Genomic DNA, 22,178 nt, shown 5'->3' on the forward strand with positions numbered 1-22,178 from the left:
TATGAGCCAACCTTCCTATTTCTCCCTGCGCGTCGCGCAGATCGTGGCTGAAACACCGGACTCCAGATCCCTGGTATTCGACGTGCCCCCGGCCTTGCGTGAACAGTTTGCCTATAGGCCCGGGCAGTTCTTGACCTTGCGCGTGCCCTTTGAGGGCAGCTGGTTGCCGCGTTGTTATTCGTTGTCCAGCACGCCGCTGCAAGACGAGCCGTTGCGCGTCACCATCAAACAGGTGCGCGATGGCCGTGCATCCAACTGGCTGTGCCAGCAATTGCGTGAAGGCGATCAGCTTGAGGTGCTGGCCCCGGCCGGGGTGTTTGTGCCGCGCCATTTTGACGATGACTTCGTGCTGTTTGGCGGCGGCAGCGGGGTCACGCCAGTGCTGTCGATTTTGCGCTCGGCGCTGATCGCAGGCACAGGTCGCATCCTGTTGATCTACGCCAACCGCGATGAGGCTTCGGTGATCTTCGCTGCCGAACTCAAAGCCCTGGCCAGTGCCTACCCGCAACGCCTGCAAGTGATTCACTGGCTGGACTCGGTACAAGGTATTCCGGCGGTGGCGCAACTGGCACAAATGGCCCGGCCCTTTGTGCATGCCCAGGCGTTTATCTGCGGCCCCGGCCCGTTTATGGATGCCGCCGTCAGTGCCTTGCACGACATCGGCATGGACCACGGGCGAATTCACGTCGAGCGCTTTGTGTCGTTGCCCGAAGAGGGCAGCGTAGCCGCCCCGGCCCCGGTCAACACCGATGTGATTGGCAGCCAGCTCTCGGTGCGTCTGGACGGCGAAGAGTTTGAAGTGCCCTGTGCCGAAGGCGAAACCTTGCTTAACGCCATGCAGCGCGCCGGTTTGAAACCGCCCAGTTCCTGCCTGGTGGGCTCCTGCGCAACGTGCATGTGCACAGTTGAGCGCGGCAGTGTCGAGATGCTGCGCAATGACGCCCTGGACCAACAAGAACTGAACGATGGCTGGGTGCTGGCGTGTCAGTCAGTGCCTAACAGCGAGCAACTGCGCGTGTGCTTTCCCGAATAATCAGCCAGACGAGTGACCGATGATTTCCAGCCTGCAACAGAGCCTGCCGCGTTCGATTCCGCACATGCTGTTCAACGCGTCGAAACTACATGCCGGGCGTACAGCCATTGAAGAGCATGGCGAGTGCACCGACTACAGCGAATTGCCGCGCCTGGCACTGGCTGTGACCCGCAGCCTGATGGCCCAAGGCATCGGTAAAGGTGATCGAGTGGCGATTTGGGCGCCCAATGGGCGTGACTGGATTATCGCCGCACTGGGCATCCATTGCGCGGGTGCCGTGATGGTGCCCATCAACACCCGAATGAAAGGCAGCGAAGCCGCCGACATTTTGCAACGCAGCGGCAGCCGCCTGTTATTTGTGCAACCGAGCTTTCTGGGTACGGATTATCTGGCTCTGCTGGCGCCTTATCGACCGGCCAGTCTCAACTGTCTGGTGTTGCTGGGCGAGACCACGGCAAACAGCGGCAGCGGTCTGGACTGGGATAGCTTTTTATCTTTGGGGGCGGCCATCAGCGAGTCTGCTGCGCTGTTGCGTGCGACCGATGTGAGCGCTGATGACCTCAGCGATTTGCTGTTTACTTCCGGCACTACGGGCAAGCCCAAGGGCGTGATGAGCGCCCATGGGCAAAATATCCGCGCCTTTAGCGAGTATGTGACGGTGATTGGCTTGCGGGCCGGTGATCGATATCTGGTGATCAATCCATTTTTCCATGCCTTTGGCTACAAGGCAGGTTGGCTGACCTGCCTGCTGGCGGGTGCGACGATCCTGCCGCACCCGGTGTTCGATGCCGAAGCGGTGTTCCAGCGCATCGCCGCGGAACGCATCAACGTGTTGCCCGGGCCGCCAACTTTGTACCTGTCGATGCTGGCCCATCCCAAACTGGCCGAAACCGACCTGTCGAGCCTGCGGATTGCGGTGACGGGCGCGGCCACCATCCCGCCGATCCTGATCGAACGCATGCGCCGCGAGTTGGGGTTCTCGGTCGTCACCACCGCCTATGGCCTGACTGAGTGTGGCGGTTTGGCGACCATTTGCGACCCGAGCGACCCGGCCTCCATCATTGCAGGCACCAGTGGCCGGGCAATTGCGGGTACCGAAGTCAGCATCCGCGACCCACAAAACCGCGCCTTGCCAGCGGGCGGCACGGGGGAGATTTGCCTGCGCGGCTTTCATGTGATGCAGGGCTATTTTGAAGATCCCAAGGCCACGGCTGAAACCATCGACAGTGAAGGTTGGCTGCACACCGGCGATATTGGAGAGCAGGATGCAGCTGGCAACTTGCGTATCACTGACCGGCTTAAAGACATGTTTATCGTTGGAGGTTTCAACTGTTACCCGGCGGAAATTGAAGCCGGCCTGATCGAGCACCCGGCTATTGCCCAGGTGGCGGTGATCGGTGTGGCGGACGAGCGTATGGGGGAAGTGGGGTGTGCCTGCGTGGTGTTGCGTCAAGGCCAGCAAATGGATGAAGCCGGTTTGATCCTGTGGGCGCGTGAGCATATGGCCAACTACAAGGTGCCGCGGATGGTGCGGTTCTATGAAGCGCTGCCGGTGAATGCGTCAAACAAAGTGGCGAAGAACGAGTTACGGGCGCAGATGCAGGGTTAGCCCCAATTCTGGGGTGTAGCCGCTGAGGAGCGCAGCGAGGCTGCGCTCCTCAGCGGCTTCTCAATTACCCTCAAACCGCGCCGCCCGCTTCTCGATAAATGCCTGCATTCCTTCTTTCTGATCCCTCGATGCAAACAGCAGCGCATTGGCCTTGCGCTCCAGTGCCAGGCCCGTCTCCAGCGGCGCATCAACCCCGGCCAGAATCACTTCCTTGATTTGTTCGGCAGCCAGCGGCGGCATGGCGGCGATCAGTTGGGCCATCTCCAGGGCATACGCCTGTACCTCGGCATCGTCCACAACGTTACTCACCAAGCCTGAAATCCAGGCTTCATGCGCCGTGATCGGCTGCCCGGTCAGGGCCATGCGCATGGCCTTGGCCTTGCCGACCGCTCGCACCAGGCGCTGGGTGCCGCCAATGCCGGGCATGATGCCGATGCGGATTTCAGGCTGGCAAAACTTCGCGCTGTGCCCGGCCACGATAATGTCGGCCAGCATCGCCAGCTCGCAACCACCGCCGTAGGCGTAGCCGCACACCGCTGCAATCACCGGTTTTGGGCAATGCTGGATCGGCGCCCAGACGCGCTCGGTATGGCGCTGGTAAATATCGATGGGGCCGACACCGGCCATGCTGTTGATATCGCCACCGGCAGCAAACACCTTGTCGCCACCCGTCAGCAGGATGCAACGCACTTGTGGGTTTTCAGCCAGCTCAATGAAGTAGCGCGACAACAGCGCCTGCAGCTCAAGGCTCAGGGCGTTGGTGGCCTGGGGGCGGTTAAGGCGCAGCAGCGCCACACCCGGGGTCGGGAATTCAAGCAATACCGGCGCGGCAGATGGGTCTGACATGGGGTTCCTCATTAACGGGAGCTGTCACCACAGCGTGCGCTGGATTGTTGCGTTCAGCCGGGTGGGCTTCATCGTCCGTTCAGACGACGAGCAGCCCCAGGATTGTCCCTAGAGTGGCTCCATCAGTAGAAAAGGAGCACGTCATGGGCCAACTCTCAGGGCTGGACTACAGCGGTAAGGTGGTACTGGTCACCGGTGGCACCAAAGGCATCGGCGCAGGTATCGCCCGCAGCTTTCTGGAAGCAGGAGCACAGGTGATTGTGTGCGGCAGGGCGACGCCAGAAGTGTTGCCCAAGGCGGGCGCGGCGCAGGCGGTTTTCATGGCCTGCGATGTGCGCGATCAGGACTCGCTCAAGGCGTTGTTCGATGGTATTCGCGCTGATTTCGGTCGGCTCGATGTGGTGATCAACAATGCTGGCGGCAGCCCACCGGCCGATGCTGGCAGCGCTTCGCCGCGTTTTCACGAAGGCATCATCCGCCTCAATCTCATCGCCCCTTTGAATGTTGCGCAACAGGCCAACGCCCTGATGCAGCAACAGGCCGAGGGCGGCTGCATCGTGTTTATCGGCAGCATCAGCGCCTTGCGCGCGTCTCCGGGCACCGCCGCTTACGGCGCGGCCAAGGCCGGTGTATTGGCCCTGGTGCAATCGCTGGCCGTGGAATGGGCGCCAAAGGTGCGGGTGGTCGCGGTCAGTCCGGGACTGGTACGCACTGAGCAGGCGCATCTGCATTACGGCGACGAACAGGGCATCGCAGCGGTCAGTGCGGGGATTCCGGCCGGGCGCATGGCGCTACCCGAAGACATCGGCAATGCCTGCCTGTTTATCGCATCGCCCATGGCCGGCTATGCCAGCGGTTGCAATCTGTTGTTGCACGGCGGCGGCGAACGCCCGGCTTTTTTGAGCGCTGCGCACTGACGACCTTCAGCGGCGACCACGGGGTTGCTGCACTTGACACGCAGGAGACGAACTTGGCTGATTCTCAATTGCTAACCGACGTGCGCGCCCTGGTGGGGCGTGAATATGGTCGCATCTACGCCTGGGACGAAGTCAACGCCCCGATGATCCGCCAATGGTGCGAGATCATGGGCGTGGACAACCCGCTTTATACCGACCCGGCCTTTGCCGCCAACAGCGCCCATGACGGGCTGGTGGCGCCGCCCGCGATGTTGCAGGTGTGGTGCATGGAAGGCTTTCACCTGAACAACTACGCACCGGGTTCGACTACCGAGAACCCGTATGAAGTGCTCAAGCTGATCGAGTCTTACGGCTATCCGTCTGTGGTCGCGGTCAACTCCGAACTGACCTTCGAGCGCAATCTGCGCCCGGGCGAAAAAGTCTACTACACCACTCGGCTGGACTCGGTCGGTGATGAGAAAACCACAGGTCTGGGCACGGGCTTTTTCGTCACCCTGGTGATGAACTACTTCGTTGAGCACAAAAGTGGCGATGAAGCCGTGGGCCAGTTGCTGTTTCGGGTATTCAAGTTCCGCCCGGCCAACAACCATACCGTTGAAGCTGCCCCGGCCAAGGTTGAAGACAAACCTGTGGTCAAGCGTCCGAAGCCGGGCATGAGCGATGACACGCGGTTTTTCTGGGAAGGTTGTGATGCGGGCAAGCTGCTGATCCAGCGCTGCACCCAGTGCCAGACCCTGCGCCATCCACCCGCCCCGGTGTGTATCGAATGCCACTCGTTCGATTGGGACAGTGTGCAGGCCAGCGGCCGCGCCAGCCTGTATTCGTTCGTGATCATGCATTACCCCGAGGTTGCACCGTTCGACCACCCCAACCCGATCGGTCTGATCGAGCTGGAAGAGGGCGTGCGTCTGGTGGCAGGGCTTGTGGGCGTCAAGCGCGAAGAGCTGAGCATTGGCCAGCCCTTGCAGCTGGAGTTCCAGACTTTCGACGGCGAGCTGACCTTGCCTCTATTCAGACCTGTGGTCGGGTAAGGGAGCCAGCATGGATTTCGAATTTACCGAAGACCAGAGCGCTATCGCTGAAATGGCCGGTAGCGTATTTGCCGACTATTGCACCGATGACCGCCTGCGCCAGTTCGACACCAGCGAACAGCCCTATATGCAGCCGCTGTGGCAACTGTGCGTGGAAACTGGGCTGCAGGCTCTGGCCATCCCCGAAGCCCTGGGTGGCAGCGGGCTGGGCATGACCGAGTTGATGCAGGTGCTGCTGGCTCAGGGACGGGCGCTGGGGCAGGTGCCGCTGTGGCGTCATCAACTGACGGCCGCGACCCTGGCGCAGTTTGCCGATCCCGCATTGCAGTCGTGGGCAGTTGAAGCGGCTGCGGGCAGGGCACTGCTGACCCTTGATTTGAGCGGTTTGGATAACGCCCAGGGCATGCAGTTGCACGCCCGGCCAACTGACGGTGGCTGGCGCATCGACGGCCGGGTTGGCGCGCTGGCGCTGGCTGAACAATCACAGGCTGCGCTGTTGCTGGTGAGCGTTGAGGGGCAGCCCCGGCTGGCTCTGATCGAACTGGTCAACCAGGCGATCAAGCACGTACCGGGGCGCATGACTCACGGCGAGGCGATTGCCGATTTGCATATCGACGGGTTGCTGATCAGCGCCGGGCAATTGCTCCCGGCCAGCGCCTTGAGCTGGCTGGAGCCCCGTGCCATCGCCGCATTGGCCTCGCTGCAACTGGGGGTCAGTAGCGAACAGATCCGCCGCACCGTGGAGTACGTCACCGAGCGTCGCCAGTTTGAACGCAGTATCGGCAGTTTTCAGGCGGTGCAAATGAGCATGGCCAATGCCCATATCGCCCTTGAAGCGTTGCGCAGCAGCCTGTGGCAGTTGTGCTACCGCCTCGACGCCGGTTTGCCTGCGCCGAGCGAGGCCCTGGCCACGGCCTGGCAAGCCTGTGAAGCGGGGCATCTGATCGGGCATAACGCCCAGCACGTACACGGCGGTATCGGCGTCGACCTGACCTACCCGATGCATCGCTTTCTCTACTGGAGCCGCGCTCTGGGCTGTGCCCTGGGTGGATCGGCAGCAAGCCTTGAACGCCTCGGCGACTGGCTGAGCCATAACGACAAGCTGGGATGGAAATATGACCTTGCAGAACACCAAGCGCTTTGACGACGTGCGCCCCGGCGAAACCCTGCCGGAACTGGCGATCCCGATCACCGTGGGCCTGGTCACCGGCGGCGCTATTGCCACCCGCGACTACTTCCCCGGCCACCATGACCTGAACGCAGCCAAGGCCCTGGGTTCACCGCACATCTTTATGAACATCCTCACCACCAACGGGCTGGTGCAGCGTTATGTCGAAGACTGGGCCGGCCCGGAGGCGCGTTTTGCCTCGCTGAAGATCAAGCTCGGCGCGCCGAATTATCCCGGCGACAGCATGACCTTCAATGGCGCGGTTACCGGCCATGACTCCGCCACCCGCACGGTGGAAATCACCCTCAGCGGCAAAAATTCCATGGGCAACCACGTGACCGGTACGGTCGCGCTGGTTCTGCCCTGATCGCGGGAGACAGCACACATGACGCAATCGTCACTATCGGGCAGCGCGGCCATTGTTGGCCTTGGCGCGACCGAATTCTCGAAAAATTCCGGGCGCACCGAACTGCGCCTGGCGCTGGAAGCCACCTTGGCGGCATTGAAAGATGCCGGTATCGACCCGTCCGAAGTCGAGGGTTTCAGCTCGTACTCGGTGGACAAGGTTCCGGAATACGAAATCGCCCGTTTGCTGGGTTGCAAGGACGTCAAGTTCTTCTCCCAGGTGCCCCACGGCGGTGGTGCGGCCTGTGCGCCGATCATGCACGCGGCGATGGCCGTGGCCACCGGTGTGGCCAAAGTGGTGGTGGTATATCGCGCCATGAACGAGCGCTCGTGGTATCGCTTCGGTAGCGGTAGTTACGGCTTTGCCTCCACGCCGATCTTCGAGAATGTGAACTACGGCTGGTACATGCCCCACGGCCTGCATACCCCGGCATCCTGGGTCGGCATGTTTGCCCAGCGTTATATGCACACTTACGGCGCCACCTCCGAAGACTTCGGTCGCGTGGCAGTGGCGGTACGGGATTTTGCCGCCACCAACCCGGCAGCATTCTTTTACGGTAAGCCGATCACCCTGGAAGAACACCAGGCTTCACGCTGGATCTGCGAGCCGCTGCACTTGCTCGATTGCTGCCAGGAATCCGATGGCGCGGTGGCGATGGTGATCACCTCGGCCGAGCGCGCCAAGGACCTGCGCCAGAAGCCGGTGGTGATCAAGGCAGGTTCGCAGGGGATCACCTCGGGCCAACAAATCATGACCTCGTTCTACCGCGACGACATTACCGGCCTGCCGGAAATGGGTGTGGTCGCCAAAGAACTGTATCGCCAGTCGGGCCTTGGCCCTGAGGCGCTGCAAACGGCGGTGATTTACGACCACTTCACCCCGTTTGTGTTGCCGCAACTCGAAGAGTTCGGCCTGTGCGAACGCGGCGAAGCCAAGGAATTTATCCGCGCCGGGCACCATGCCCGTGGCGGCAAGTTCCCGATCAATACCCACGGTGGGCAATTGGGCGAGGCCTATATCCACGGCATGAACGGCGTGGCGGAAGCGGTGCGTCAGGTGCGCGGCAGTGCAGTCAACCAGGTCGATAACGTGGAAAACGTATTGGTGACTGCCGGGACCGGTGTGCCTACCAGCGGCCTGATTCTGGGAGCAGCCTGAATGTTCGTCGACCTCACGCCCGAACAGCATGCCCTGCGCCTGAAGGTGCGGGACTACTTCCAGAACCTGATGACCCCGCAGCTGCGTGAGCAATTGCGCGGCAAAGAGGGCGGCGAACTGTACCGCAACACTATCCGCCAGATGGGCCGCGACGGCTGGCTGGCCGTGGGCTGGCCCAAGGAGCATGGGGGGCAGGGCTATGGCCCTACCGAGCAATTTATCTTCTTTGAAGAAGCCAATATTGCCGGTGCACCACTGCCGTTTGTGACCATCAGCACGGTCGGGCCTGCACTGATGGCCCATGGCACTGAGCTGCAAAAGGCCAAATTCCTGCCAGGGATCGCAGCGGGCGAAATCATCTTCGCCATCGGCTACTCCGAGCAGGATGCAGGCAGCGACCTGGCCGTGCTGAAAACCTCGGCCCGCCTTGAAGGCGACGAGTTTTTGGTCAATGGCGCCAAGCTCTGGACCTCGGGCGCGGAGTCGGCGGATTACATTTGGCTGGCAGCCCGTACCGACCCTGAACGGCCACGGCACAAAGGGGTGTCGATCCTGATTCTAGACACCCAGGCACCGGGCTTTTCGACCACGGTGATTCCAACTACCAGCAACCCGACGGCGGCTACCTACTACGACAACGTACGTGTGCCAAAAGACATGCTGGTAGGCGAGTTGAACGGCGGCTGGAAGTTGATCACCGCGCAACTGAACCATGAGCGGCTGGGTCTGGGTGCCTGGTCGGACAAGGTAGTGGGGCTGTTTGGCCGGGTTCTGGCGTGGGCCAAGGCGGCGGATGAAAACGGCGCTCGTGCCACCGACAAGGCTTGGGTGCGCGTTGGTCTGGCGCAGTGTTATGCACGGCTTGAAGCCATGCGCCTGATCAACTTGCGCATTGCCGCTGACCTCGAACGTGAGCGCATGGATGTAGCGCTGGCTTCGACTACCAAGGTCTACGGCTCGGAATCGGCGATCGAGATATTGCGCGTATTGAGCAACATCGTGGGTGCCAATGGACTGGTGCGCGGTGGTTCGGCGGCCTCCTTGCTGCACGGTGAACTGGAGTACGAAGTGCGTGCCTCGGTGACCCTGACGTTTGGCGGTGGCACCAATGAAATCCAGCGTGAGCTGATCGCCCAATTCGGGCTGGGCATGCCGCGTACCCAGCGTTGAGGCCATTTACGTAGCAGCTGTCGAGCTCCGCGAGGCTGCGTTCGAGGACGAAGTCATCGTAAACCCGGTGAATTCGATATGTCTGGAGTATCTGGTCGCAGGGTTTACGGCGGCTGCGCAGCCGGACGCAGCCTCGCGGAGCTCGACAGCTGCTACGAAAGCTTTCATTACAGGTGAAACATATGAACCCGATTGACCAGTTCAGAGAGCAAACCCGCAGTTGGCTTGAGGCCAATTGCCCGCCATCGCAGCGCAAGGCCATTCCTGAAGGCGAGTTGGTATGGGGTGCGAGCGATGTCGAGTTTCCCAATGCAGATGCTCAATTGTGGTTTGAGCGAATGCGCGATAAAGGCTGGTTTTGTCCGGACTGGCCCGTCGAATACGGTGGTGCAGGGCTGAGGGCGGAATATAACGCGGTGCTCGAAAGTGAACTGCGTCGTCTCAAATGCCGCCCGCCGCAAATCAATCTGGGCATCTGGATGCTTGGCCCGGTGCTGCTGGAATTCGGCAGCGAAGAGCAGAAAAAAAACCTGCTGACACCCATGACCCGTGGCGAAGTACGTTGGTGTCAGGGCTTCTCCGAGCCTAACGCCGGCTCTGATCTGGCCAGCCTGAAAACCTCAGCCCGGGATGCTGGCGATCACTTTGTGGTCGATGGCAGCAAGATCTGGACTTCCTACGGTGACAAGTCGGACTGGATGTATGCATTGGTACGTACCGATGCCAAAGCCAGCAAGCACGCAGGTATCAGCCTGATCGTGCTCGACATGAAAAGCCCCGGGGTCAGCGTCGCACCGATTGATTTGATCAGCGGTAAGTCGGCGTTCTGCCAGGTGTTTTTCGATGGTGTCAAAGTCCCTAAAAGTCAGCTGATAGGCCCGCTGCACGGCGGCTGGAACCTGGCCAAGCGCCTGTTGCAGCACGAACGCAAAGCCATGTCCAAGTTTGGCGAGTTCAGCTTGCCGACCCATTTTCACCTGTTGCCACTGGTCAAGCAGTACTTGCCGGAGCCTGTGGGGCAAAGCGAGTCGGCATTGGTGGCGCGAGCCGTGGCCAGCGCCATGAACGAGCACAGCTACAACCTGACTGTGCAGCGCATGGGCGAAGAAGCCCGGGCAGGGCAGGACGTCAACGGTCTGATGTCGATCATGAAACTGGTCCACACCGAACAGGAACGCGACAAGTTCGAAGTGCTGATGGATGTCATGGGTTATCACGCCCTGGGCTGGGACAAGGGTGCTTTCACTCCTCAGGAACAGGCCATCACCCGTGGCTGGCTGAACAGTTTTGCCCTGACCATCTCTGGCGGCGCGTCAGAAATCCAGCTCAACGTTATTGCCAAGCGGGTCCTGGGCCTGCCTGACGTGAAGTAAGGAAACTCACCATGCACCTGCTTTATAACGACGATCAACGGCTGTTGGCCGACAGCGCCCGCGAGTTTCTGGCGGCGCGCAGCCCGGTATCCCGCCAGCGCGCCTTGCGCGATGAAGCGCAAGCAGGCGGCTTTGACCCGCAACTCTGGCAAGACGCGGTGGCGTTGGGCTGGAGTGCCATTCCATTCCCCGAAAATCTCGGTGGGCTGGATTTTGGCTGCATGGGCCTGGGCCCGATTTTTGAGTCTATCGGCTGCAATCTCAGCGCTTCGCCGCTGCTTTCCAGCGTGGTACTCAGCGGTTCTCTGCTGCATCTGCAAGGCAATGCCCAGCAGCAGGATCGCTGGCTATCGGCGACCATCAGTGGCGAACGACGCCTGGCGCTGGCGCTGGACGAACAGCCGCGGCACAACCCCTCAAAAGTGGCGCTGCAAGCTGTGGCCAATGGCGACGGCTATAGCCTGACCGGGGATAAATATTTCGTCATTGATGGGGTCGGTGCCGACGGCTATCTGGTGGCTGCACGCACTGGCGCGGCGGCGGGCATCAGCCTGTTTTTGGTGCCAGCAGATGCTCCGGGGCTGACCGTCAAGGCGTTGCCGCTGATTGACTCGCGTAACCATGCGCGATTGCAGTTGCAACAGGTGCAGGTCGGTCCTGATGCGCTGTTGGGGGACATTGGCTGTGCAATGCCTGCATTGAATATCGCGCTGGATCGCGGGCGTGTGTGCCTGGCTGCCGAGATGCTGGGCATGTCTGAAAAACTTTTCGAACTGACCCTCGATTACCTCAAGACCCGCGTTCAGTTTGATGTCGCGATTGGTACTTTCCAGTCGCTACAACATCGGGCAGCGCAGTTGTATGTCGAGCTGGCACTGGCGCGCAGCGCGGTGATGGCGGGCCTCGCCGCCCTGGACGATAGCGCCTTGAGCGAGGGTGAGCGTCAGCGGCTGGCCAGCCTGGCGAAATGGAAGGCGGGGCAGATGGCACTCAAGGTGGTCAATGAAGCGGTGCAAATGCATGGCGGTATTGGCGTCACCGACGAGCTGGATGTGGGGCTGTTTCTCAAGCGTATCCGCGTTGCACAGGCAAGCTTGGGCGACGCCGATTTTCACTGTGAGCGCTATGCAGCCCTTGAGCTGGCACACGCTTGAGCTGATAGCGAACTGTTCGAGTCAGGAGAATAACAAGATGAAACTTGAGCAATGGCAGAGCGCCTGGCAGCAGTTGATTGGTGTCGGCTCGCCTTTTGAAGTACTGACGCCTTCGGACGGCGGGGCGAAGTATTTTCGTCATAGCGCAGCCAGCGTTTGGGCCGTGATTGACAGTGGTCGCGTACATGCAGATCGCGAATTTCTGGTGTGGGAGCAACAACGCCTGACATTCAGCCAGTTTTTCGATCAGGTGGATCGTCTGGCCGGGCAACTGGTACAGCGCTTTGGTGTACGCAAGGGCGATCGCGTGGCAATTGCCATGCGTAATCAGCCCGCATGGCTGGTGGCCTTTGCCGCTATTCAGCGTTGCGGTGCAGTGTGCGTACCGCTCAATAGCTGGGGCCTGCGAGACGAGTTGTTCCATGGATTGCAGGACAGTGGTGCGTGTTTGTTGCTGTGCGACGAGCCGCGCTTGCAACTGCTTGTTGGCGACTTGCGTGAACAAGGGCTGGCGACGATTGTGGTGGGGCTCAGTGCAGGCGCACCGCTGGACGAACACTGCCAGCGTCTGGAAGACCTGCTGGCCGCCTCGGCGCTAAACGTACCTGTGCAGCAAGTCAGCGCCCAGGATCCGGCCATGATTCTCTACACCTCGGGCACCACCAGCCTGGCCAAGGGCGTTCTGTCGACCCACGGCGCAGTGTGTCAGGCACTGGCAGCGCTTGAGTTTCAGGGCGCGTTTTGCGCGCTGAGTTCACCTGAACGTATCAGCGTGGTGATCAACAGCGGCTATGCCCCCACCACCTTGATGGCGGTGCCGCTGTTTCATGTCAGTGGTTTGCATGCACAGTTCTTGTTGGCTTTGCGCAGCGGCCGGCGCTTGCTGCTGATGTACAAGTGGGACGTGGAAAAGGCTTTCGACCTGATCCGCGATGAGCAGTGCACCCAGTTCAACGGAGCGCCGGTGATGATGCAGCAGTTGCTGACCTCACCACGTTTCGGCAGCCCCGACACCGCGAGTCTGTTTGGACTGGGATTAGGTGGTGCGGCACCTTCCAGCAGCTTGCTGGCCAACCTGACGCAGCGCAAACCCGAAGCGGTCGGTGGCAGCGGTTATGGCCTGACCGAAAGCAACGGTATTTGTGCCGCGATTGGCGGTGATCAGTTTGTCTACAAACCAGCTTCGGCGGGCTGGCCGTTGCCCATTGTTGACGTGCGCATTGGCGACAGCCCGGATCGACCGTTGCCCAGTGGGGTCAGTGGGTTGATCTGGGTGCGCTCGCCAACGCTGATGAGCTCGTATTGGAACCTTCCCGAGGCCAGCGCCCAAACCTTGTGCGATGGCTGGCTCGACACCGGCGATATTGGCCTGCTGGACGACGAGGGTTTTCTCTACATCACGGACCGGGCCAAGGATTTAATCAACCGCGGCGGCGAGAAGATCTCCGCTGCCGAGGTCGAGTCCTGTGCCTGTGAAATGCCCGGTGTGATTGAAGCTGCAGCCTTTGCCGTACCTGACGATGTGCTTGGCGAAGTTGTGTTTCTGGTGGTGCGCGGCGACCCGGCTTCAACCCCGGACAGCGCGGCGGTACGCAGCTTTATCGCGCAGCGTCTGGCGAGCTTCAAGGTCCCGGCGCAGATCCATGTTCAGCACACACCGTTTGCCCGGAATGCCTCGGGCAAGATGCTCAAGAACTTGCTCAAAGAGTTGTTGGTAACGGCCTGAGGGAGGGGCTGATCAAGCCCTTTCTAGTCTTACTGGACGATGTGCTCGCCTGTGATTGGCGAAGAATGGACGCATACCCCCAGCAAGCTTTATCCGCGTAGGAGGCAATACATGAAAATAACAAGAACAGGCGTAATGCTCGCAGCCGCCATGGCCGTCAATGTGTGCACCATCGGCACGGCAACTGCCCAGGTATCCCCCGCAGAAGCGGCCAAACTGGGCAAAGAGCTGACCTGTGTAGGGGCAGAGCAGGCAGGTAACGCCGCGGGGACCATCCCGCCGTATACCGGCAAGTACCTGGGCGAAGTGCCGGGCTGGAACCATGTGAAGTTCTCGGGCGACCAACCGGTTGATCCGTACGCTGCGGAGAAGCCGATTCTGGTGATCACCGCGCAAAACATGGCCCAGTACGAAGACAAACTCAGCGAAGGCCAGAAGGCACTGTTCAAGCGTTATCCGACCACTTACAAGATGAATGTCTACCCTGGTCACCGTGATTTCCGCTACCCGGACTACGTGTGCCGACGTGCCATGAGCAATGCCCTGAACGCCAAGCTGGTGCACGATGGCATGGGTATTGAAGGATTGGGCCAGGTACCGTTCCCGATTCCAAAAAGCGGCATGGAAGTGCTGTGGAACCACCAGCTCCCAGCTCGAGCCTGGACCGAAGAAAAAACCAGCGACCTGGCCTCCGTATTGCCCAATGGCAGCATCGGTTGGGGACGTGCTTATGCACGCGGGCTGTCACAGGCCAACTCGCCGACAGTCGAACCTAAAACTGAAGACAAGATTCAGGCCATGGGCAACAACACGACCCTTAAACCGGCCCGTGACAATGGCGTGATCAGCATTTCCCACGAACCCTACGATTTCCAGACCAACCCGCGTCAGGCCTGGAGCTACAGCCCGTCCACCCGCCGCGTGCGTTTGTTGCCGGGCTACGGCTATGACCAGCCGATGATCGGCACCAACGGCACCATGACGGTGGACGAAGACCGTTTATTCAACGGCTCGCCGGAGCGGTTTACCTGGAAACTGCTAGGCAAGCGTGAAATCTACATCCCGGCCAACGCCTATAAGCCTAACGCCGGTACGGTCAAATACGCGGATATGCTAACCCCCAACCATCCCAACCCTGAGCTGATGCGTTATGAACTGCGTCGCGTGTGGGTGGTAGAAGGTGACTTGAAAGAAGGTTACCGCCACGTGTATGGCAAGCGTGTGCTGTTTATCGACGAAGACACCTGGAACTCGGTCATGGCGGACAATTACGACGCCCGTGGGCAACTGTGGAAACACGCCATGATCAACTATTACTACCACCCGGACATGAGCGGCTGGCAGGCAGGATCGCAGTTTTTCATGGACTTGAACTCTGGGCAGTACACCGGTTACGGCATGACCAACGAGGCCAAGAAGGGCCCAATTCTCAACGAAGGCAAATTCACTCCTGACCAGTACACCGCAGATGCGGCGCGGGCCATGGGCAGATAAACAACAAGTATCAAGCAGCAAGCTTCACGTTAAAGCCCCGTCGGTTTGCACTGACGGGGCTTTTTCATGGGGGCAGGTCAGCGAGGCAAAGGTCATTTCGGTGGCATGCACCACCTGGCGCATGGTGCGCAGTGTCGGATTGCCTTTGGGGGACAGGGCGCGGTACAGGCTTTCGCGGGAGAGACCAGCCTTTTCGGCTATTTGTGCCATGCCGCCCCGTGCTTCTACAACGTGGCGCAGCGCGGTCAGAAAACTGGCCTGGCCGCCTTCTTCATCGAGCTCTTCAATGGCAATGCGCAGGTATTCAATGGCAAATTCGGGATCCTGGCGGATCATTTCGATAACGGATTCGTCGTGACTGTTGGTTCTGTTCATGGCTTCCTCTTCTAATACGCGTTCCAGCAGCGTACCGCTTTGTCAATGTCGGCCTGCTGCTGGCGCTTGTCGCCACCGAGCAGCAACAGCACCAACTTTTTGCCGTCCTGAGCGTAATAAAGCCGGTAACCCGGCCCATGATCTATGCGTAATTCCCACACCCCCTGGCACACTGGCTTGAAATCGCCAAAGGCGCCTGCTGAAAGCCGGTTAACCCGCACGGTGATGCGCGCCTTGGCCTTTCGATCCTTTAGGTGGTCCAGCCACTGCTGGTAATGGTCGTTACCCGTTTCGCTGACGTAATGTCTTATCTCGATCATAAGAGGTGTAGCTTTAAAGCTACCTTTGGTCAATGGTTTTTAACCGCCAAATGCGGCTGTTCGTCTGATGAGACCCACATCCAATGTGATAGAGGGCAACCGCTGAACGTTAGGAGGGTGGTGTTTCGAGGGTCAATTGAGACAATTCGCAAGGTTGTGCAGGTTTTTTTACTTACGTTCAAATGACGGGGCGACAGTTGGCCCCGGTATTAAGACTGGTCGTTACCGGGGTCAGGGGAGGAGGGTTTTGCTGGAAATGTGTCGTTATGCCTGTGACCAGACCGCCAGCTCATAGCCGTCCGGGTCGGTGAAGTGGAAACGACTACCGCCCGGAAATTTGAATTCAGGCCGGGTAATCAGGCCTCCGGCAGCGGTGATTACCTGCTGAGCCCGGGCCAGGTCGTCGGCATACACAATGATCAGCGGGCCGCCGGGGCGTACCGGTTCGCCCGTGGTGAAACCGCCACTCAGGCGCCCATCAGTGAATTCGCTGTAGGTGGGGCCATAGTCAGTGAACGTCCAGCCGAATACGGCGCCATAGAAGGATTTGCTGCGCGCAATGTCGTGGACGTTGAATTCGATGTTGTCGATTTTGTAATGGCGGTTATCTGCAGTCACGAGTATCTCCTAGGGTGGTGCTGGCAGGAACTCTTTGAATCCTTAATGGTTCATCGGGAATCGCCTTTTTACAATAGCTGCAGTTCTAAAGTAGTCAGGGACGAGAGCAGTTAACAGAGGATGTTTGATGTGCATCAATTTCAGGTCCGGCTGCAACGTCACCTTTGTCAAAAAGGACGAGTAAGCCAGGCCTGAAATTGTGGGAACGCTGTATTCAGGCCTCTCGCCCAGCCCGGTGGCCAGCACTGATAGCACCCTCGATGTAGCCAATGCTATGGCAATCACCAATGCTGGTAGCGCTCAACCCTGCGCGGGTCAATTCGTCGAGCAGCCCGGTATCAGGCTGTGCACCGATGGCCAGTACCACGGAGTCGGCCTCGCTCTGTGCTGCGGTTCCATCTGCCAATTGGTAACGCACGCAATGCCCATCAATGGCGGTCACGCTGGCGCCAGTGATCAACTTTGCGCCATGCACGCGAATTTCATGCAACACCCGCCAGCGGCGCACGATGGCCAGTTCGCGGCCAAGGTGGGTGCCACTTTCCAGCACGGTTACCTGACGCCCGCGGGCAATCAGGAACTCTGCCAGCTCAAGGCCCACTAGTCCGCCACCGATAATGGTCACGCGCTTGCCCAAGGGCATCCATACCCGCGACAGTTTTTCCATGGCTTCACGGCTGTCGGTAATGCCGGTCAGGCTGCCGGCTTTCATCAGCGCACGCTGGGTAAAGGACAGTTTGCGCTTGGCAATTTCCTCGGCGCGGTCGCCGGTCATCAGGCGGCGTAGTTCGTCGCCGCTCCATACGTGGTCTTGATCGGCGCCGGGGATCGCCGGTGCCGCACGCTCTGCACCGACAGCCACCAGCACCTGATCGGCACCCAGATCGCGGAGCAGGGCGGGACTGGCCTGGGTGTTCAGGCGGATATCGATGGCTGACTGCTGTACCTGAACCTTGAGGTTATCCAGCAGGCGGGCGTTTTCGGCATAGGCCAGGCCCGCAAAAAACAGCGTACCGCCCAGGCGGTCGCTGCGTTCGAGCAGAGTCACGCGATGCCCACGCAAGGAGGCGATGCGTGCGGCTTCCATCCCGGCAGGCCCGGCACCGACCACCACCAGATGTTTTGGCGTGGCCGTGGGGCCAATGACGTATTCGAACTCATGACCGGTCATGGGGTTGACCGCGCATTTGACCCGCTCGTTGATGAATATCTGGCTGACGCACACGTAGCAGTAAATGCACGGACGGATACTGGCTTCCTGATCGTTGAGCAGTTTGTTCGGTAGTTCCGGGTCGGCCAGCAGTTTGCGAGCCATGGCGATAAAGTCGCAGTCGCCACGTTTCAGGGCTGCTTCACCGGCCTGCGGCTCGATACGCCCCACGGCAATCACCGGCACTTGCACGCTGCGCTTGAGCGCGCCGGTCCACTCCAGAAAACCGCCGGGCTGGTGCACCAGAGGCGCTTCGGTAAAGACCACACCGCTGGTGATGCGGGCGCTGGCAGATACGCTGACAGCATCGACGCCAGCCGCCTCGGCCATGCGTGCCACGGCCTTGGCGTCTTCCAGGTTGATGCCGCCGGGGGTGTGCAGCTCTTCGGCGTCCAGACGCAACCAGACAGCGAATTCGTTACCGACCTTGGCGCGTACTGCCGCGATGATTTCCAGGAGCAACCGGGCGCGATTTTCCAGGGTGCCGCCATACGCGTCTTCACGCTGGTTGTAATAGCCGGAGAGAAAGCCGGCAATGATGTAACCGTGGGCCGCATGCAGCTCCACACCGTCGAAACCGGCTCGCTTGGCACGGTCGGCGGCGCAGGCGAACCAGTCGATCATCTGCGCGATATCGGCGCTGTCCATTACCCGGATCGGTGAGCCTTCGGCGCGACGCTTCATGGAACTGACAAAGTTGGCCAGCTCTTCGGGTGTCAGCGCGGCCATCATGTCGCTTTGCAGTACCGGCGGTACGGAAGGCACCCACAGTTGCCGACCTTCGGCCATGTCGCGTACCGAGGTCTTGCCCGCATGCTGCAATTGCATGGCGATTTTTGCCCCGTGCTGGTGGACGCGTTCAGCGAGGCGGCTTAGCCCAGGGATAAACTCATCGCTGGAGACACCAACCTGAAACGGCTCGGCGGTCCCGGCCGGAAACGCCACCGAGCATACGCCCATGATCAACAGCCCGGCGCCGCCACGGGCGCGAGCTTCGTAATAGGCCTGAATACGTTCGCCACACTGGCCGTCGGCTTCGGCGAAATTGGAGCCCATGGGCGCCATGATGATGCGGTTACGCAGCTCAAGAGAGCCAATGCGACCGGGTGCCAGCAACTGAGGGTATTTTGTCATTGTTATTTCAGCCCGAGCGGGTATCTGGAAGGGGATACGGCCGCCCGCAGGCAGCCGTAGGTCATGCGTGTTCAGGGTTCAGCTGCGCAGGAACTCCAGGCACGCCTTGTTGAACAACTCGCGGTGTTCAACTTGCACCCAGTGGCCGCATCGGTTGAGCATGATAAAGCGCGCATTGGGTGCGTGGTTCAACACTTTGAGCGCGCCACTGGCGGGGTTGAAGTTATCGTCGGTGCCCCAGAATCCCAGAATGGGTGCCTGCAGTTCTTCGAGGCGTTCGGTCATGTTCGGCACCATCATGGTGGTAAACAGATTGCGCGGCTGGTGCACGGCCACGGCGACCCGTTCGGCCAGCAGATTGTCGTCCAGCTGCGAGCTGTCAAACAGTTGCAGGCTCATGATCCGGCGCATTTGCTCGATGCCCAGCGGGCCTGCGTTGTACAGCTCGACCATGCGTTGAATACCGACCATTTTGAAGTAGGTTTCGCGATCTTCAACGCCGCCGGGGGCCATCAGGATCAGTTTCTCGACACGCGCAGGCTCGGCCAACGCCAGGCCCAGGGCAATGGCGCCGCCCAAGGAGTTACCGAGCAGGGTCGCCCGTTTTACTCCGACAGCCTTGAGAAAACCCGACATGGCATTGACGAAGAAATCGAGGTTGTACTGCGCATCTTCAGGCTTGTCGGAGCGCCCGAAACCCGGCAAATCCACCACCAGATTGCGAAAACCTGCGGCAACAAACTGCGGATAATTGCCTTTGAAATTGCTGTAACCGCTGGCGCCCGGGCCGCTGCCATGTAACCACAACACCACTGGGCCGCTGCCTTCGTCGAGAAAGTGCAGGCGCAGGCCGCTGTCCAGTGTCACAAAGTGGCCGATGGGCAGGGGAAGGTCTTGTTCAGTCATCACTCAATCTCCAAAAAATCAGGCTGTAGCCGCGTCAGCCAGCTGTGCTGGGGGCAGGGTCTTGTTCATCAGGTGGTTGCGATAGCGCGGCAAGGCCATGGCCAAAAACACCGAGGCAAATACCAGCAGCGAGACACAAGAGGCCAGGGCATAGCGCAAGCCTTCGTTGCCCAGGGTATGAGCGAAACCGTCACTGAGCATGCCGATCAACAGTGGGCCGACGCCGACGCCGAGCAGGGTCATGGCCATTACAAAAATCGCCGTGGCCTGGGCCAGCCGGGTGGCCGGGAACAGATGGGAAATCGCGCCCAGGCACGGTGTTGCCCACCATGTACCGAAGAAACTGAATACGCCGTAAAACAGGAAGGCGGTCGGCACCGGCGTGCTGCCTACATGGAACGCAGTGCCCACTGGCCACAGGAAATAAGCCAGCGCGAACGGGATACTGATCAGCGTGCCCAGCAGCGGCACGCCGATTTGCCAGCCCTTGTCGCGACGCGCCAAGCGGTCACACAAAATGCCGCAGGTCAGGGTGCCGAACGTAGCCCCGGCACCGCCCGCTACACCGGCCAGCAGCCCGGCGTCCTGCAGGCTCAAACCGTGGGAGCGGATCAGAAAGCTTGGGCTCCAGGTGCCGATGGCATAACCGGCAATTGCTGCAGAGCCGCCGGTGAGCACTATCCATAGAAAGGACGGGGTCTGGAACAGTTCGCGCACGGTGACGGCCCAGTGTGCCTGCACCACCTGATTGGGATTGACCAGCATCGCGGGTTTGGGCGCGCGCACGGTGAACAGTAGCAATAGGCCGAGAAAAATCCCTGGTGCACCGATAACCACAAATGCAAAACGCCAGCCGTAATGCTGCGCGATCCAGCCGCCCAGCCCCAAGCCGAAAATCGCCCCCAGGCTTGAGCCGAGCATCAAGACTGACAGCGCGGTTGAACGGCGCTCGGGTGGGTACAGGTCCGAGACCATCGCCATGGACGGTGCCGTGCCACCGGCTTCACCGATAGCCACCCCGATCCGCGCCACCACCAGCATCGAGAAGCTGGCTGCGAAGCCACAGAAAATGGTCATTACGCTCCAGGCGATGCAACTGAATGCGATGACTTTTTTGCGCCCGATACGGTCGGAAAGACGTCCCAGCGGGAAGCCGAAAATTGTGTAAAACACCGCAAAGGTTACGCCTGACAGCAGGCCGATACCGGTGTCGGAAATGCCGAACTCGGCTTTTACCGGCTCGATCAAAATGGCCATCAGCAGCCGGTCGATATAGTTGAAGATATAGATGGCAGCCAAAACGCCTAGTGCGTAATGGGTTCGCCAGGTGGGGCGCAAGGGTATGGACACGACGGGCTCTCCCGGTTTTTGTTCTAGTGAATCAGTTATTCCACGAACCGTGTGGCGAGTACATCGTCCATTTAGACCAGCCGATCATATTGCTGCACCTGCACCTGCACCTGTAGCCGCTGACGAGCTCCGCGAGGCTGCGTTCGGCGGCGCAGCCGTCGTAAAACCGGATATCGCAGTGAGTCTGAGGGGGTACGGCCGTTCCGCAACCGGACGCAGCCTCGTTCTACTCGTCAGCGGCTACAAGGTGGGGTAGACGGCGCAGCCCTGGTAAAGCCGGATTTAACGGTGAGCCAGGAGCGCGGGCTCGGCTGCTTAGTCCCATCGGACGATGTTCAGCTTTTTTCTCCAGTCAATGATTGCTCCCATACACCGCCCAGGCTTTAGGGCGGCCGACATCGGGCAGGCGGGAGAAACCTATGAAATTGCTGAATAAAGTGGCGTTTGTAACCGGCGCAGGTCAGGGCATGGGGCGAGCTATTGTGCGTCACTTTGCCGAGCAGGGGGCCAAGGTTGTCGCTGCCGATATCAATCTGGACGCCGCGCGCCAGAGTATAGAAGGGCTCGGCGACAAGGCACTGGCCGTGAGCTGCAACGTGGCTGACAGCGACTCGGTCGCCACCGCGATGGCCGCCGTTCACGCACACTTCGGCAGTCTCGATATTCTGGTTAACAACGCTGGGATCGGCTCTATCGATGCCTTTGCGCAAACCCCCGACGAGAACTGGCAGCGGGTGATAGGCGTCAACCTTACCGGCCCGTTTTACTGCAGCCGTGAAGCGGTAAAACTGATGCTCGCAGCCGCCACCCCCGGCGTGATTATCAATATCTCCAGTACTTCGGCCCTCACCGGCGAAGGCCCTAGCCATTACTGCGCGGCCAAGGCTGGCGTGATGGGACTGACCCGCAGCATGGCTCGCGAATTGGCTGGCAACGGTATTCGCGTCAACACCATCGTTCCCGGCCCGACCAACACCCCGATGATGGCGGACATCCCGCAAGACTGGATGCAAAGCATGCTCAATGCCATCCCTCTGGGCCGCATGGGGGAAACCGATGAGATCGCTCGCGTCGCAGCCTTTTTGGCCAGCGATGACGCGGCATTTATCACCGGTCAAAACCTCGCGGTCAACGGCGGCATGGCGTTTATCTGATAGCTGGAGACAGCAATGGGAGAGCA

Annotated in this window: 20 protein-coding genes; 13 read left to right on the plus strand and 7 right to left on the minus strand. The window is 60.2% G+C overall.

Features of this window, described 5'->3' with window-relative positions:
* Position 1 precedes the first annotated feature (1 nt).
* A complete protein-coding gene (locus N7D90_RS10720) occupies positions 2 to 1,033 on the plus strand; it encodes a ferredoxin--NADP reductase (RefSeq protein ID WP_261742131.1) in 1,032 nt (343 codons plus the stop codon).
* A gap of 19 nt (positions 1,034 to 1,052) precedes the next feature.
* On the plus strand, positions 1,053 to 2,642 hold the full coding sequence (locus tag N7D90_RS10725) for a FadD3 family acyl-CoA ligase (protein ID WP_261742132.1): 1,590 nt from the start codon (positions 1,053 to 1,055) through the stop codon (positions 2,640 to 2,642).
* A gap of 60 nt (positions 2,643 to 2,702) precedes the next feature.
* Here the strand turns inward: N7D90_RS10725 and N7D90_RS10730 are convergent, their stop codons facing one another.
* Entirely contained in the window at positions 2,703 to 3,488 is a 786-nt protein-coding gene (locus tag N7D90_RS10730; RefSeq protein ID WP_261742133.1) for an enoyl-CoA hydratase, read from the minus strand.
* Between the two features lie 143 nt (positions 3,489 to 3,631).
* Between N7D90_RS10730 and N7D90_RS10735 the strand changes: the two genes are divergently transcribed.
* The 10 genes from N7D90_RS10735 to N7D90_RS10780 all read left to right on the plus strand — a co-directional run bounded on the left by N7D90_RS10735 (position 3,632) and on the right by N7D90_RS10780 (position 15,085).
* Positions 3,632 to 4,405 carry an SDR family oxidoreductase gene (locus N7D90_RS10735; RefSeq protein ID WP_261742134.1) on the plus strand — a complete coding sequence of 258 codons (774 nt, stop codon included), beginning with the start codon at positions 3,632 to 3,634 and terminating at the stop codon, positions 4,403 to 4,405.
* Positions 4,406 to 4,458: 53 nt separating this feature from the next.
* Positions 4,459 to 5,436 carry a bifunctional MaoC family dehydratase N-terminal/OB-fold nucleic acid binding domain-containing protein gene (locus N7D90_RS10740; RefSeq protein ID WP_261742135.1) on the plus strand — a complete coding sequence of 326 codons (978 nt, stop codon included), beginning with the start codon at positions 4,459 to 4,461 and terminating at the stop codon, positions 5,434 to 5,436.
* Positions 5,437 to 5,446: 10 nt separating this feature from the next.
* A complete protein-coding gene (locus tag N7D90_RS10745; RefSeq protein ID WP_261742136.1) occupies positions 5,447 to 6,580 on the plus strand; it encodes an acyl-CoA dehydrogenase family protein in 1,134 nt (377 codons plus the stop codon).
* Positions 6,552 to 6,971: a MaoC family dehydratase gene (locus N7D90_RS10750; protein ID WP_261742137.1), complete on the plus strand. Its 420-nt coding sequence runs from the start codon at positions 6,552 to 6,554 to the stop codon at positions 6,969 to 6,971. The genes N7D90_RS10745 and N7D90_RS10750 overlap by 29 nt, the downstream gene beginning before the upstream one ends.
* A gap of 18 nt (positions 6,972 to 6,989) precedes the next feature.
* Entirely contained in the window at positions 6,990 to 8,168 is a 1,179-nt protein-coding gene (locus tag N7D90_RS10755) for a lipid-transfer protein (RefSeq protein ID WP_261742138.1), read from the plus strand.
* Positions 8,169 to 9,338: an acyl-CoA dehydrogenase family protein gene (locus N7D90_RS10760; protein ID WP_261742139.1), complete on the plus strand. Its 1,170-nt coding sequence runs from the start codon at positions 8,169 to 8,171 to the stop codon at positions 9,336 to 9,338. It abuts the gene before it with no gap.
* A gap of 182 nt (positions 9,339 to 9,520) precedes the next feature.
* Positions 9,521 to 10,711 carry an acyl-CoA dehydrogenase family protein gene (locus N7D90_RS10765; RefSeq protein ID WP_261742140.1) on the plus strand — a complete coding sequence of 397 codons (1,191 nt, stop codon included), beginning with the start codon at positions 9,521 to 9,523 and terminating at the stop codon, positions 10,709 to 10,711.
* 11 nt (positions 10,712 to 10,722) lie between these two features.
* Positions 10,723 to 11,865, plus strand: a complete 1,143-nt coding sequence (locus tag N7D90_RS10770; RefSeq protein WP_261742141.1) for an acyl-CoA dehydrogenase family protein — start codon at positions 10,723 to 10,725, stop codon at positions 11,863 to 11,865.
* A gap of 37 nt (positions 11,866 to 11,902) precedes the next feature.
* Complete coding sequence (locus tag N7D90_RS10775; protein WP_261742142.1) at positions 11,903 to 13,591, plus strand: class I adenylate-forming enzyme family protein; 1,689 nt, start codon at positions 11,903 to 11,905, stop codon at positions 13,589 to 13,591.
* A gap of 111 nt (positions 13,592 to 13,702) precedes the next feature.
* The gene (locus N7D90_RS10780) at positions 13,703 to 15,085 is read left to right on the plus strand and encodes a DUF1329 domain-containing protein (RefSeq protein ID WP_410012168.1); all 1,383 of its coding nucleotides are present in this window, start codon (positions 13,703 to 13,705) and stop codon (positions 15,083 to 15,085) included.
* 24 nt (positions 15,086 to 15,109) lie between these two features.
* Here the strand turns inward: N7D90_RS10780 and N7D90_RS10785 are convergent, their stop codons facing one another.
* The 6 genes from N7D90_RS10785 to N7D90_RS10810 all read right to left on the minus strand — a co-directional run bounded on the left by N7D90_RS10785 (position 15,110) and on the right by N7D90_RS10810 (position 20,998).
* Positions 15,110 to 15,460 carry an addiction module antidote protein gene (locus tag N7D90_RS10785; protein ID WP_261742143.1) on the minus strand — a complete coding sequence of 117 codons (351 nt, stop codon included), beginning with the start codon at positions 15,458 to 15,460 and terminating at the stop codon, positions 15,110 to 15,112.
* A gap of 11 nt (positions 15,461 to 15,471) precedes the next feature.
* The gene (locus N7D90_RS10790; protein WP_261742144.1) at positions 15,472 to 15,780 is read right to left on the minus strand and encodes a type II toxin-antitoxin system RelE/ParE family toxin; all 309 of its coding nucleotides are present in this window, start codon (positions 15,778 to 15,780) and stop codon (positions 15,472 to 15,474) included.
* A gap of 264 nt (positions 15,781 to 16,044) precedes the next feature.
* Positions 16,045 to 16,398, minus strand: coding sequence for a VOC family protein (locus N7D90_RS10795; protein WP_261742145.1), 354 nt, complete (start codon positions 16,396 to 16,398; stop codon positions 16,045 to 16,047).
* Positions 16,399 to 16,612: 214 nt separating this feature from the next.
* On the minus strand, positions 16,613 to 18,742 hold the full coding sequence (locus N7D90_RS10800) for an FAD-dependent oxidoreductase (RefSeq protein WP_261742146.1): 2,130 nt from the start codon (positions 18,740 to 18,742) through the stop codon (positions 16,613 to 16,615).
* 78 nt (positions 18,743 to 18,820) lie between these two features.
* Positions 18,821 to 19,648 carry an alpha/beta fold hydrolase gene (locus tag N7D90_RS10805; RefSeq protein WP_261742147.1) on the minus strand — a complete coding sequence of 276 codons (828 nt, stop codon included), beginning with the start codon at positions 19,646 to 19,648 and terminating at the stop codon, positions 18,821 to 18,823.
* Between the two features lie 18 nt (positions 19,649 to 19,666).
* The gene (locus N7D90_RS10810; RefSeq protein WP_261742148.1) at positions 19,667 to 20,998 is read right to left on the minus strand and encodes a spinster family MFS transporter; all 1,332 of its coding nucleotides are present in this window, start codon (positions 20,996 to 20,998) and stop codon (positions 19,667 to 19,669) included.
* 419 nt (positions 20,999 to 21,417) lie between these two features.
* Here N7D90_RS10810 and N7D90_RS10815 point away from each other — a divergent pair, with 419 nt between their 5' ends.
* The gene (locus tag N7D90_RS10815) at positions 21,418 to 22,152 is read left to right on the plus strand and encodes an SDR family NAD(P)-dependent oxidoreductase (protein ID WP_261742149.1); all 735 of its coding nucleotides are present in this window, start codon (positions 21,418 to 21,420) and stop codon (positions 22,150 to 22,152) included.
* Positions 22,153 to 22,178 lie beyond the last annotated feature (26 nt).

This window comes from Pseudomonas fragi (assembly GCF_025426255.1).
Classification (GTDB): Bacteria; Pseudomonadota; Gammaproteobacteria; order Pseudomonadales; family Pseudomonadaceae; genus Aquipseudomonas; species Aquipseudomonas kulmbachensis.

Excerpts from the sequence above, each read along its gene's own strand:
- N7D90_RS10720 (WP_261742131.1), top strand. The coding sequence starts at position 2 with ATGAGCCAACCTTCCTATTTCTCCCTGCGCGTCGCGCAGATCGTGGCT.
- N7D90_RS10725 (WP_261742132.1), top strand. The coding sequence starts at position 1,053 with ATGATTTCCAGCCTGCAACAGAGCCTGCCGCGTTCGATTCCGCACATG.
- N7D90_RS10730 (WP_261742133.1), bottom strand. The coding sequence starts at position 3,488 with ATGTCAGACCCATCTGCCGCGCCGGTATTGCTTGAATTCCCGACCCCG.
- N7D90_RS10735 (WP_261742134.1), top strand. The coding sequence starts at position 3,632 with ATGGGCCAACTCTCAGGGCTGGACTACAGCGGTAAGGTGGTACTGGTC.
- N7D90_RS10745 (WP_261742136.1), top strand. The coding sequence starts at position 5,447 with ATGGATTTCGAATTTACCGAAGACCAGAGCGCTATCGCTGAAATGGCC.
- N7D90_RS10750 (WP_261742137.1), top strand. The coding sequence starts at position 6,552 with ATGACCTTGCAGAACACCAAGCGCTTTGACGACGTGCGCCCCGGCGAA.
- N7D90_RS10755 (WP_261742138.1), top strand. The coding sequence starts at position 6,990 with ATGACGCAATCGTCACTATCGGGCAGCGCGGCCATTGTTGGCCTTGGC.
- N7D90_RS10760 (WP_261742139.1), top strand. The coding sequence starts at position 8,169 with ATGTTCGTCGACCTCACGCCCGAACAGCATGCCCTGCGCCTGAAGGTG.
- N7D90_RS10765 (WP_261742140.1), top strand. The coding sequence starts at position 9,521 with ATGAACCCGATTGACCAGTTCAGAGAGCAAACCCGCAGTTGGCTTGAG.
- N7D90_RS10770 (WP_261742141.1), top strand. The coding sequence starts at position 10,723 with ATGCACCTGCTTTATAACGACGATCAACGGCTGTTGGCCGACAGCGCC.
- N7D90_RS10775 (WP_261742142.1), top strand. The coding sequence starts at position 11,903 with ATGAAACTTGAGCAATGGCAGAGCGCCTGGCAGCAGTTGATTGGTGTC.
- N7D90_RS10780 (WP_410012168.1), top strand. The coding sequence starts at position 13,703 with ATGAAAATAACAAGAACAGGCGTAATGCTCGCAGCCGCCATGGCCGTC.
- N7D90_RS10785 (WP_261742143.1), bottom strand. The coding sequence starts at position 15,460 with ATGAACAGAACCAACAGTCACGACGAATCCGTTATCGAAATGATCCGC.
- N7D90_RS10790 (WP_261742144.1), bottom strand. The coding sequence starts at position 15,780 with ATGATCGAGATAAGACATTACGTCAGCGAAACGGGTAACGACCATTAC.
- N7D90_RS10800 (WP_261742146.1), bottom strand. The coding sequence starts at position 18,742 with ATGACAAAATACCCTCAGTTGCTGGCACCCGGTCGCATTGGCTCTCTT.
- N7D90_RS10805 (WP_261742147.1), bottom strand. The coding sequence starts at position 19,648 with ATGACTGAACAAGACCTTCCCCTGCCCATCGGCCACTTTGTGACACTG.
- N7D90_RS10815 (WP_261742149.1), top strand. The coding sequence starts at position 21,418 with ATGAAATTGCTGAATAAAGTGGCGTTTGTAACCGGCGCAGGTCAGGGC.